This window comes from Marinobacter piscis (genome assembly GCF_007671655.1).
Taxonomy (GTDB): Bacteria; Pseudomonadota; Gammaproteobacteria; order Pseudomonadales; family Oleiphilaceae; genus Marinobacter; species Marinobacter piscensis.
Window position 1 is genome coordinate 862,209 of record NZ_VCGX01000002.1, and the last position, 11,789, is coordinate 873,997.

At 54.2% G+C, this 11,789-nt stretch carries 8 protein-coding genes; 5 read left to right on the forward strand and 3 right to left on the reverse strand.

Translation table 11 applies throughout. The features are described 5' to 3' along the window. Positions 1 to 23: 23 nt before the first annotated feature. The 3 genes from FFI95_RS09615 to FFI95_RS09625 are packed head-to-tail and all read right to left on the reverse strand — an operon-like array spanning position 24 to position 5,407. Complete coding sequence (locus tag FFI95_RS09615) at positions 24 to 1,478, reverse strand: HlyD family type I secretion periplasmic adaptor subunit (protein ID WP_144822184.1); 1,455 nt, start codon at positions 1,476 to 1,478, stop codon at positions 24 to 26. Next, positions 1,475 to 3,613 carry a type I secretion system permease/ATPase gene (locus FFI95_RS09620; protein WP_186311991.1) on the reverse strand — a complete coding sequence of 713 codons (2,139 nt, stop codon included), beginning with the start codon at positions 3,611 to 3,613 and terminating at the stop codon, positions 1,475 to 1,477. Before FFI95_RS09620 ends, FFI95_RS09615 begins: the two co-directional genes overlap by 4 nt. A gap of 6 nt (positions 3,614 to 3,619) precedes the next feature. Beyond that, the gene (locus tag FFI95_RS09625; protein WP_144822185.1) at positions 3,620 to 5,407 is read right to left on the reverse strand and encodes a TolC family outer membrane protein; all 1,788 of its coding nucleotides are present in this window, start codon (positions 5,405 to 5,407) and stop codon (positions 3,620 to 3,622) included. Positions 5,408 to 5,747: 340 nt separating this feature from the next. Here FFI95_RS09625 and FFI95_RS09630 point away from each other — a divergent pair, with 340 nt between their 5' ends. From FFI95_RS09630 to FFI95_RS09650, 5 genes are all read left to right on the forward strand, one after another. Further along, the gene (locus FFI95_RS09630; RefSeq protein ID WP_144822186.1) at positions 5,748 to 6,509 is read left to right on the forward strand and encodes a response regulator transcription factor; all 762 of its coding nucleotides are present in this window, start codon (positions 5,748 to 5,750) and stop codon (positions 6,507 to 6,509) included. Positions 6,510 to 6,526: 17 nt separating this feature from the next. Next, positions 6,527 to 8,995, forward strand: coding sequence for an ATP-binding protein (locus tag FFI95_RS09635; protein ID WP_186311992.1), 2,469 nt, complete (start codon positions 6,527 to 6,529; stop codon positions 8,993 to 8,995). 92 nt (positions 8,996 to 9,087) lie between these two features. Further along, positions 9,088 to 10,152: a tRNA dihydrouridine(20/20a) synthase DusA gene (gene dusA / locus FFI95_RS09640; RefSeq protein WP_144822188.1), complete on the forward strand. Its 1,065-nt coding sequence runs from the start codon at positions 9,088 to 9,090 to the stop codon at positions 10,150 to 10,152. Between the two features lie 140 nt (positions 10,153 to 10,292). Further along, the gene (tal, locus tag FFI95_RS09645) at positions 10,293 to 11,261 is read left to right on the forward strand and encodes a transaldolase (protein WP_144822189.1); all 969 of its coding nucleotides are present in this window, start codon (positions 10,293 to 10,295) and stop codon (positions 11,259 to 11,261) included. Between the two features lie 55 nt (positions 11,262 to 11,316). Beyond that, positions 11,317 to 11,766, forward strand: coding sequence for a tellurite resistance TerB family protein (locus FFI95_RS09650; RefSeq protein WP_144822190.1), 450 nt, complete (start codon positions 11,317 to 11,319; stop codon positions 11,764 to 11,766). The last annotated feature ends 23 nt before the right edge of the window (positions 11,767 to 11,789 follow it).

Consider the following 11,789-nt stretch of genomic DNA (forward strand, 5'->3'; position numbering starts at 1 on the left):
GGTGCATACGGAACAAATCAATTTCAGCGCTCACTCAAGGCATTGCCTTTAGCGCGCAGTAATGGTTTCAACAGATACGATAAAATAGTTTTCTTGCCGGTCATGATATCCAGCTGTGCCGTCATGCCCGGAATTACGGAAAATTTTTGCGCTGCTTTTTTGTCGTCGGTAACCGCACGTACCAGATAAAATGTGTTGTCCCGGTCGTCGGTAATCGTATCGGCACTGATGTGCTCAAGCGTTGCATCAAGGCCGCCGTACACTGCAAAGTCATAAGCGTGCAGCTTTATGGTGGCGGGCAGTCCCGGGCGCAAAAAGGCAATGTCTTTGGGTGCGACTTTCGCCTCTATCAGAAGGCGGTCATCACTGGGGACAATTTCCACAACCGCGTTTCCGGGTTGCACCACGCCACCCATGGTATTGAGCAGTACGCGCTGAACCGTGCCGTCTACCGGTGAGCGAATTTCTGAAAGCCGTACTTTATCTTCCAGGCCGGCAACGCTTTTCTCCAGGCTGTTCAGCTGGGAGCTTGCTTCGCTCAGCTCCTCACGCCACTGGTTGCGAGCCGCCGATTCCACCTCACGAATTTTTGATTTTGCCTCCTGAACACTGGCTTTTACCTGCCGGACGCGGGCCTGCGCCTGAAGTCGCTCGCCATCGGCGGCCGCCTGGTCCCGCTCCAGCCGCAGGATTTCTATTTCAGAAACGGCACCAGAAGCCAGCAGGGGTTTGGTCGCCTGTAGTTCCTCGGTAGACATCCGGTAGGAATTGCGCGCGGCACTCAAGCCCGCCTGAGCCTCACTCAGTTCCTGCTCACGTTGAGCCAGCTGTTCTTTGGCCACGGAAAGCCTGTCTTGCAGGCCCTCCAGGCTGGACTGGTAGTAACTTTGCTCCTGGCGCAGTACTTCCGTTTGCTCCGGTGTTTTGGTGTTACTGATATTCAGCTGCAAGGGTTCGTTATTAATCTGCGCGCGCAGTCGTTTGACCTTGGCCGCCAGGGCAAAAACCCGAACACTGCCTTCCTGGAAACTGGCAACAAAGCGTGTAGGGTCTATGCGCACCAGCAGGTCGCCTTTCTCTACGGTGTCGCCTTCTTCCACATACAGGTTTTCGATCACACCTCCATCGGCAGACTGAATCACCTGCAACTGGCGCGAGGGGATCACCTTGCCTTCGCCCCGGGTTACCTCATCCACTTTGGCAAAACCCGCCCAGGTAATAAGTCCGATAACCACAATCGCGATGCCGTATAAAAGACTGCGGGCACGAAGCGTGCTTTGCTGCTCTATGGCCTGTTCGGCATCAGCCGGCCATTGCCGTGAGTTATTCCCGAACGCGGAGAAAAATGGCCGAAAAAGCCGGTCAATAAACCGCTTGCCTCTGGCACCGACAGAGTCCGCCATGCTCAACTGCTCAAAGGCCTTTCGCTCTGCCTGTTTCTGCTCCGCCTTTTCGGCTATGTTCAGGTCTTTGCTCATTGCCCCCCCCGCTGCACACGCCCCTCTTGAAGCGCCTTCAGCACCTCTTGTTTAGGGCCATCGGCAACGATTTTCCCGGCATCCATCACGATCAGACGATCAACCATGTCCAGCAAACTGGTCCGGTGAGTCACTAACAATAGCGTTTTCCCCTGGCTGAGCTGGCCAAGCCCTTTGCTCACATGATTTTCAAGCATGCTGTCCATGGCGCTGGTGGGTTCATCCAGTAACATAATGCTGCTGTCTGCCATCACCGCCCGGGCTACGGCAATCGTCTGACGCTGACCACCCGACAAGCGATTACCCCCCTCACCTACCTGCATCGACAGGCCGTCTGCATGCTCTCCAACCATGGTTTTCAGGCCAGACACGTTGATAGCCTGCATCAGACGCTCGCTTTCAGGATGCTCAGTGCCCAGTGTGATGTTGTCGTATACGGTACCGCTGAGTAGCTGAACGTCTTGAGGAATGTAACCAATGTTGCGACGCAGCTCAGTGGGGGCAATCTGGCCGATATTCAGACCATCTATCAGCAGGCTGCCCGAGGTTGGACGGTATAGCCCCAGAATCAGTTTTTCCAGAGTACTTTTGCCTGACCCCACACGCCCGAGAATACCCACCCGCTCGCCGGCACGAATATGCAGCGACACATCTGAAAGCGCATTCTGCTCTTCATCAGGGTACTGAAACGACACGTTACGCATTTCAATTTCACCACGGAGTCTGCCGCGGCTGATCAGTTGTTTGCCTGGCTCGCGGTCCTGTTCCGCATCCATCATCTGTTCCACGGACGTCAATGCCGTTGCCGCCTGATGATACTGGGTGAGCAATGAGGCGGTTTGTGAAACCGGCGCCATGGCCCTTGATGAAAGCATATAAGCGGCGATCAGGCCGCCCTGGGTCATATCACCGTTTATAACCAGATACACGCCGGTAATGATCATTGCCACTGATACAACCTGCTGTATCCAGGAAGCCCCTGCACCCACAGACATCCCCAGCATTCGCTGTTTACCGGAGCACCCCGACAGAAACCGGGTTGACTGCTCCCACGCCGTCTGCATGCGGCTTGTGGCGTTAAAGCTTTTCAGGGTGGGAGCCGCGACCAGGCTTTCAATCAGGCCGGAGTTGCGCTGCGCACTGGCCTCGCTCATGGTGTCCGAGAGCTGGTGCATTGTCGCCTGAACCGACAAGGCATACAGAATGATCAGTGTTGTACCCACCAGTACCGGAATAATCATGACCGGCGAAATCAGCCCGATTATGACTACAAACAACAGGAAGAACGGAAGGTCGATCAGCGCTGTGACGGTCATGGAACCGATAAACGAGCGTACGGACTCAAAGGCCTGAACGTTCGCAGCGTATGACCCTATGGATGCGGGTGCCTGTTCCAGGCGGGTGCCCAGTATGCGCTCCATAATGCGGGCCGACAGGGTAATATCAGCCCGGTTCGCCGCCAGCTCCACAAACCAGCTCCGCAACAGGCGCAGCGCCAGGTCAGCGCAGATAATGAACAGCGCCCCGATGGCCAGAACCCAGAGGGTTTCCGTGGCATGGTTGGGCACCACCCGATCGTAAACATTCATTACGAACAGGGGCATGGTCAGGGCGAACAGGTTAATAAAGAAGGCGGCGATCAGGATGTCCCTGTAGACAGGCCTGTTAGCCCTGATCACGCTCCAGAACCAATGGCCCTGCTCAACGGTTGACCGGGCGCCGGTTCGTTTCCGGTCCAGACGGAACTCCGGACGGCAATACAATGCAATTCCGGTGTAGCTCTCTTTGAAACTGGCAAGCTCCAGCTCTTCGGTCTGCATATCCAGTTCCGGCAGCAGCACCTGCACTGTCTGCCGCTCGGCGTCTATGCTCTGTAGCAGGCAGGCACGGTTCCCTTCAAGTAAAACAACACACGGAAACAACAAGCTGTTCAGGCGCACCAAAGGCTGGCGCACCAGTTTCACTTTCATATCGACCCGCTCAGCTGCGCGGGCAAAGACCGACGGCGACAAGCGGCCGTCAACCAGAGGCAGGCCGGCGACCAGCGCATCATGGCTGGTCGTGGTGCCGTTCTCAGCAGCAAGCCATAACAGGCAAGCGCTCAGATGGTCATAGGTCAGGTCCATAACAGCCATTCACGCTTAGTTTCTGGCATGAGTTACGCGCACCTCAACACGACGATTCAGTGCCCGGCCCTCGGCCGTGTCATTGCTGGCATTGGGCTGATACGCCCCCGCGCCGGAGACCAGTATCACGGTGTCATCAACACCGCTGTTAATCAGTGCATCGCGCACGGCTGTGGCTCTGGCCAGAGACAACTCGCGGTTCAGCGCATCGGAACCGGTGTTGTCCGTGTGGCCAACAACACTGACCGACTTAAGCGTGCCCCGCTCGAGCAGGCGCTGAGCAAACTGCTGAATACGGCTTACCGCTTCTGGCTTCAGTTCAGCACTGCCAACATTAAACAGGGTGTCACTGCCAAGGCTCAGCATCTCTTCAGATTCTTTTGTCTCCAGATAGCGGTCAAAACTTGTGTCACCGTCATCCGGAAGTGTGCAGTAGCGGCTGTTTGCCGGGTTAACCGACTTGTTGATTTCACCCAGATCCGGCAGTGTTTCACTGTCAACAGCCAGTGTCTCCAGCAAGCGCCCCATGCTGTGAAGAGTTTGCAAACGGTTTATCTCTACATCATAAGTACCGTTGATATAGGCCCGCTCAGCCTGGAAAAACTCGTTTTCGGAATCGAGGACATCCAGCAAGGAACGGCGCCCGATATCAAACTGTTCGCGATACGCAGCCAGCACATTCTCAGCCTCCTCACGATGGGCGGCAAGAGAGTCGAGCTTGACCTCCAGGTTACGCACGTCGCTATGGGCAATGGTCGCGGTCTGGCGTAAATCAACACAGGTTCTGTCACGCATGCTCTCTGCCTGGCTGATGCGGCGATCGGCTGCCCTCTCCGCAGCACGGTCACTGCCGCCGCGATACAGGTTGTAACGCATACGCAGCTCAATCACCGTATCTTCACCATAGGTATCCGGATCTGTTCGCTTATCAAAGCTGTTGTTGTTTTTGTAGGCGCCATGACGGGCACCAAACTCAATGGTGGGATAACGCCCGGCCTTTGCTTCTCCGTAGGACGCTTCGGACGCCTGAATTTCTTCAAATGCTGCAAACAGGGCCGGGTTATTGGCATACACTGTTTCAAGTACCTGCCATAGGTTGTCGGGTACGGCCTGATCCTGCACGTCAAACGGGGTCAGATGCTCCGCCGGAAAACGCCCGACCAGGCGCTGAAAGCGTGCCGTTACGCTCTGCAGGTTAGCGATTTCGGTCATTAGATTAGACCGGGCAAGAGACAGGCGGCCATCAATTTGCTGCAGGTCGGCCCGATTACTCACACCCTGGTTAAAGCGCTCGCTCACATGGCGCTGCACCCGCTGGTGGTTAGCCACGTTTTCCTGAGCCAGAGTAACCAGCTCCCGGTGCCTGAGTACGCTCAGATAAGCCTCACTGGCTTCCAGCGCCTTGGTTTCTGCCTCGTCCAGAAGCTCATAATAACGCGCACGACTGGTGTGCTCTGCTTTGGCAACTGCATTTCTCACCCGAAAGCCGTCAAACAGCACTTGCGTCAGCGAAACCTCGGCATAATTGCGGTTGTAACTGCCACGCCCGTCAAAATCACGATCGCCCATGCCTCCGGAAGCACTGAGATCCAGGGACGGCAGGTAGCCACCAAAGGCTTCCCGCTGATCGTGAGTCGATGCCTGAAACGCATGCAGACGCATTTGCAGTTCCGGGTTATTCTCCAGTGTTTCCTGCACAACGCCCAGCAAGTCATCCTGCGAGGCTGGGGCTGCTGCAACAGCTGTGCTAAAGCCAAATGTAAATGTCAGGGCAAGTTTGGCAACGGTCGGTATTCTGGCCATAATATCCTCTGGGCAATCCGGCACAGGCAATCTGCCTGACACGGACACAGTCAGTACGCGGGTTTTGTTAAATGGAAGACGAATGCAACATCCTGAAAATAATTGGATTAATTAAGCGTAACGTCTTTGGCGACAGAGAACCTTTGATTGCGCGCAAAAACCTGTGCCCGCCGGCAGTATTTTTACTTACAGCTTCGAAACCTGCCGGCCTTTGCAGACACCCCGCGACTTTTTGTTGATTGAGCACAATCGCAGAACGCTACATACTGTTAAGCTATAAGCTTATGCCGACAAGCCCAGGGATGCCGCAGAGTCGGGCTGCAAGAACATAAGGAAAAGGATGAGGACGTTAACGCATAGACGCATTTTGATTGTTGACGATGAAGAAGCCGATCGCATGCTGCTGTCCGCTTACCTTCAGCGTTATAACTGCCGATTATTTTATGCAGTAGACGGCCTGGAAGGTATTGAAAAAGCGCGTGCACTCAATCCGGACCTGATCCTGATGGACTCGGACATGCCCCGCTGCAGCGGTGTAGATGCCTGCAGAATCATCACTCAGGATCCGAACACCAGCAATACCCCGGTCGTATTTATTTCGGGTCTTACCTGGCCGGAGCAACGTATTCGAGGCCTGCTTGCAGGTGCCGTTGATTACATCAACAAGCCTTTTGACTTTGATGAAGTTAAATTGCGTCTGGCTATACACCTCAGAAACCGGACAGCCATGCCGGAACGTGACGAAGGCCAGGCTCACGCAGCACCTTCAGTCAAAAACCGGCATTTTATAGTGTTTCACTCCGCACGCACCCACCTTCTGAAATCACTGTCTGTGACACCACCAATGCAAGAACTGGAAAAGCTGACAGGCACAAACAGCAAACATCTGAACAGTGCGTTCAGGGCTTGCGCCGGCGTTACTGTTTATCAGTACCTTCGGGAGGAGCGAATGAAAGAAGCCAGAAGTTTACTCCAGCAAACACAGCTTGCCGTGCAGGACATTGCGCTTCAGGTTGGGTTCAGAGACAGCGCAAATTTTGCCACCGCATTCAAAGAGCGGTTTGGGCTCACTCCCAGAGATTTTCGTCAACAGCACAACTGATTTCAGGAACCATGTTTTTGAGCTACAGCAATTGGACGGCAGCACTTGCCGCAGTTATCACAACGCTTTGCCTTTTCCTGTCATCAATTGCTCTGGCCGACAGCCTCGGTTCAAACGCATCTATCGATCTGGCTGAAGTTCCTGACAGCAGTGAACTGACCGGCGCTATGCTCGCAGTTTCCGGTAACAAAAGCATTCAAACACTGAGTGATGCACGTGAAGCAACAGGGTGGATACAGCCAGGCAAAGACACTCTGGATGCGCCCCGCCAGCACACGACAACCTGGTTAAAAGCTGTATTGCATAACAGCAGTGATCAGCCGCTGATTCGCTGGCTGGTTCTGGAGCCCTGGCGGTTAAATCAGGTAGATGCTTTTTTTCTCAATCCGGAGACCGGCGAAGTCCTCCGGCAGAAAACCACAGGGCTGGCAGTCCCGCTTCAGGAACGTTCCGTCAGCAATGGTAAAACCGTCATCCCGGTGCAGCTCAATGCCGGTGAAACTCAACAGCTGTTCATGAAAATTTACAGCGACAGCCTGCCTTTTATCAGCGTAAAAAACTGGGACCCTGTCTCCTATTCCCAACACATCAATGCCAACCGAATATTCCAGGTCGCTCTGTTTGCCGGCATAATCATGCTACTGGTGATCCTGGTTCTACAGTTCAACGTAAGCCTGATGGTGACTGGCACATGGCTGTTGATGGCTTTTGTTTTGGAGGCAGAAAAGAATGGTTTTTTCAGTAACTATCTACTGAGCTTTCTTGAAAATTACTCTTTCAACCTGAGAACTTTTGCGTGGATATTCACCGAACAGCTGTTCCTGGTCACCTCCGTTTTCTTGCTGGGGCTGAACAAGAGCCGAGGCTGGCGAATTTTTCTCGTACTGACAGCAATTCCGGCATTCATCATGGCTGGCCTCACCTTCGTACTTGATGGTGTCAGTATCCGGAACCTGGGAATTCTGCTCACCGGCCTGTATGCATCCAGCTGGTTGTTTATGATCAGGCCCGCCCTTCGCACCCGATATACCGGGCAACTCGCCATACTGCTTCTGCTGTCAATTTACTGGGCCATTTCGGTTTTTCTTCTGGTCGGTTATACGTTCAATTTTTATTACACCTCCGCCTTCACGGCGGCCAGGATTTATATCGAGATTGCAGTGGCGCTGGCCCTGATACTTACCTATAGCTGGCAACAGAAATACCTTATCAAAAGAGCCACGCAGGCACTGAATATTCAGAGAGCCAAAAGCCGGCAGGCTCTGGAGCAGGCCGTCAAAGATCGTACCGAAGACCTGAACAGTGCCCTCGAAACGGCCCGTAAAGCCAGCCAGGCAAAAGTAAACTTCCTGGGACAGGTGACCCATGACTTAAGGTCACCGTTAACGTCCATTCTGGGTTACGCGCAACTTCAGGCCGCAAACTCAGTAAGTGCCCAAAAAGCAACGCAGGTGATTCAGGACCGGGCGCTGTATATGAAAGACCTGATCGACGGTCTGGTCGATTATGCCCGCGACCTGACAGAGAACGATGAGCTACAGGATATTTACCTGATCGCCTTTATTGACAATCTGGTCAATCACGCCCATATCATTGCCAGCAAGCAAAACAACCGCTTTCAGCTTAAAATCGAAACCGACCTTCCTACGGTTATTCGCTGCAGTAGCAAACAATTGCAGCGCATTTTGCTCAACCTCCTGGACAATGCTGCCAAGTACACAACGAATGGCCGCTTTTCTTTATCCGTTGCTGTCACCGGCAACACCAACCAGAAGCAATCGCTTGTCTTTCGTGTAAGTGATACAGGTCAGGGTATTCCTGCCGAACAGCTAGAAAAAATTTACACGCCGTTTTATCAGGGCTCTGGCAGTAACCCAGGAGCCGGGCTGGGGCTGGCAATCTGCTTTGAGCTGGTCGACAACATGGCCGGAAGCCTGGAGCTGGAAAGCGAGCCCGGCAAAGGAACAATAGCCACTTGCACAATTCCCTACGTGGCCGGAGACGAGCAGCTTGCCCCAACGTGCCTGCCGGCGACACAGGATTTACTGCCTGTGTTTGATGCTCACGGCCAAAAAGCCCTGATTGTTGAAGACTCATCACAAGTGAGAGAGCTATTGGACAGGGAGCTCACGGACATAGGCTATGAAACCAGGCTTTTTGCAACCGCAGAAGCGTTTGCGGCAACTGTAAACAGCACCCGTAAAGCACCCGGGGTGATTATTACAGACTACTATCTGCCAGACGGCTCCGGCTCCGATGTACTTCGCATTGCGCAAGCCCAATGGCCGGATGTGCCTGTTATCCTGCTTTCTGCGACACAAAATAATCATCCCGGGCTTGGTGCAAGTGCTTCAGAGCGCTTTAACGCCTGTCTGCCAAAACCGATTGACCTGCTGGAGCTTCGCTTCACGTTGGCAGAGCTTTGCAACCTGTCCCCGGAATCCTATAGCGAGGACACTGCCTACGGTGACTTACAAACCAAATAACCATCAGAATAATCCGATAATCCAAAGGGGTGTGCTTTCCTGATAGAATCGCTCCTCTATTCGCGTCTTATTAAGCAATAAACGACCAGAAAATGAGCAAACAACCACCGTTAGATTCCCCTGAAAGCAGCCTTTCAACGACCGGGCAGCCTGGCGCACAACCGTCCAGACGCTTCTGCGTTGCGCCAATGATGGACTGGACCACCCCACATTACCGTTATTTTGCCCGTTTGCTCAGCAGGCACACGCTGCTCTATACAGAAATGGTCACCACAGGGGCGCTGATTCACGGTGATACCGAGCGCTTACTGCGCCATAATGCGGCTGAATACCCACTGGCTCTTCAGCTTGGTGGCAGTGATCCCGGGGAGCTCGCTCATTGCGCGCGTCTGGCTGAGCAGTACGGTTTCAGTGAGGTAAACCTGAACATTGGCTGCCCCAGTGACCGGGTCCAGAACAATATGATCGGCGCCTGCCTGATGGAGCACCCGGATAAAGTGGCAGAAGGTGTACGGGCCATGATCGAAGCCACGCACCTGCCGGTAACGGTTAAGCACCGTATTGGTATTAATGGCCGGGAGTCCTGGGAAGACCTGTGCGAGTTTGTAGATAAAGTCAGTGCAGCCGGCTGTCGCACGTTCATTGTGCATGCGCGCATTGCGGTTCTGGAAGGTCTGAGCCCGAAGGAAAACCGGGACATTCCGCCCCTGAAATACAACTGGGTATACCAGCTGAAGCAGAAGTACCCGCATCTTGAGATTATTATCAACGGCGGTATCAAAACCTTCAGTGAATGTCATGAGCACCTGCAACACACAGATGGTGTGATGCTTGGGCGTGAGGCCTATCATAACCCCTGGCTGCTGGCCGGAGTGGACCCGGCGTTCTTTAATTCGGAAACACCTGTGACTTCACGTCATGAAGCGCTGAAAGCGATGTACCCGTTTATTCAGAGCGAACTGGACCGGGGTGTTTTTCTCGGCCATATAACGCGACACCTGCTGGGCCTTTTTCACGGTATGCCCGGCGGTCGCCAGTTCCGGCGCCATATCAGCGAAAACGCCCATAAGCCCGGAGCAGGCCTGGAAGTGGTTCAGACAGCTCTGGACAAAGTCAGGCTACCCCGGACGCAAACAGAGGCTGCCACCAGCGTCTGAATGCAACATTAACGCATAATTGCGGCCCTCTAACCTTTTGCTGTCTTGTCCCGACCTTTGCAGCCCGTTATTGTAGAAGCACAGCCCGCACCCGGGAACTGGGTGTGCAGACAACAATATCAATCAGGATGACATCGCAAATGACCAACAAGCTTGAGCAACTGAAAACCATGACCACTGTGGTGGCAGATACAGGCGACCTGGATGCCATTGCCCAATGGCGGCCCCAGGATGCCACCACCAACCCCTCGCTGCTGCTCAAGGCGGCGGCATCTGAGGCCTATCGGCCCATGCTTGAACGTGCCGTAACCATGGCTCGCAGGCAGGGTGGCTCGGATGCTGAACAGTTAAGCCGGGCAACCGATATACTGGCAGTTCTGGCGGGTCAGGAAATACTCGGTCTGATACCGGGCGTGGTGTCCACTGAGGTCGATGCGCGCTTGTCATTTGATACCGACGCCACGGTCAAGCGGGCGCGCCGTCTGATAGAACTCTATGACCAGCAAGGTGTGGACACCAGCCGGGTTCTGATCAAGATTGCCTCCACCTGGGAAGGCATTCGCGCGGCCGAGATTCTTGAGCAGGAAGGCATCCGCTGTAACCTCACCCTTTTATTCTCGTTTGCTCAGGCGGTTGCCTGCGCTCAGGCAGGCGCCTACCTGGTGTCGCCGTTTGTTGGCCGTATACTGGACTGGCACCTTGCCAACAGCGGCCGGGACCACTTCCCGGCAGCCGAAGATCCGGGTGTACTCTCGGTTGCCCGGATCTATAATTACTACAAGGCCAATCGATTCAGCACTGTGGTTATGGGAGCCAGCTTCCGTAACAAGCAAGAAATCGAAATGCTGGCAGGCTGTGACCGCCTCACCATAAGCCCGGCGCTGCTGCAGGAACTGCAGGACGATCAGGGCACGCTACAACAACAACTGTCGGCGGCGAGTGCCACCTCACAAAATGGCGTCGGAGTGATGGATGAAAAGCGTTTTCGCTGGGAGCTCAATGAAGACGCCATGACCACAGAGAAGCTTGCAGATGGTATCCGCCGGTTCACGGCCGACCAGATTGAGCTGGAAGCCCGGGTCCGTCAGCTGGCTGCCAGAGCGGCCTGATACACAGAGTGCGATTTAATGCACTTTTAATGCACACCAATGATCGTATCGGATTATGATTGAAAGTCTGAAAAACCTGTTCAGCGCTCCGGAAGCGGAGCCGAACCAGCCTGGCCCCCATCAGTTTGCGGTTGCAGCAACCGCATTGATGGTTCAGCTTGCGCGGGTTGATAACGACGAAGATGAGCGTGAACTTCAGGCGATTGTAGAAGCAGCAATAAAGGCCCACGGGGTATCGCGAAAAGAAGCAGAAGATATCCTTGCAGACGCACTATCCCACGCAGATGATGCCACATCCTTGTACGAGTTTACCGGGCAAATCAATGAGCATCTGAACCAGGAGCGCAAACAGGCGCTGCTGGAAAGTATCTGGATGGTTGCCCTGGCGGATGAGCGCGTGGACAAGTACGAAGAACATCTTATTCGCCGTATTGCAGACCTGCTACACCTTAACCACCGGGAGTTCGTCCAGGCCCGGCACCGGGCAGAGAGTGCGGGCGCTTAGCCGGTACATATAATAAAGGAGCA

What these genes read in the sequence shown, in the direction of transcription:
- FFI95_RS09615 (WP_144822184.1), bottom strand. Translation starts at nt 1,478, where the DNA reads ATGAGCAAAGACCTGAACATAGCCGAAAAGGCGGAGCAGAAACAGGCA.
- FFI95_RS09620 (WP_186311991.1), bottom strand. Translation starts at nt 3,613, where the DNA reads ATGGCTGTTATGGACCTGACCTATGACCATCTGAGCGCTTGCCTGTTA.
- FFI95_RS09625 (WP_144822185.1), bottom strand. Translation starts at nt 5,407, where the DNA reads ATGGCCAGAATACCGACCGTTGCCAAACTTGCCCTGACATTTACATTT.
- FFI95_RS09630 (WP_144822186.1), top strand. Translation starts at nt 5,748, where the DNA reads ATGAGGACGTTAACGCATAGACGCATTTTGATTGTTGACGATGAAGAA.
- dusA (WP_144822188.1), top strand. Translation starts at nt 9,088, where the DNA reads ATGAGCAAACAACCACCGTTAGATTCCCCTGAAAGCAGCCTTTCAACG.
- tal (WP_144822189.1), top strand. Translation starts at nt 10,293, where the DNA reads ATGACCAACAAGCTTGAGCAACTGAAAACCATGACCACTGTGGTGGCA.
- FFI95_RS09650 (WP_144822190.1), top strand. Translation starts at nt 11,317, where the DNA reads ATGATTGAAAGTCTGAAAAACCTGTTCAGCGCTCCGGAAGCGGAGCCG.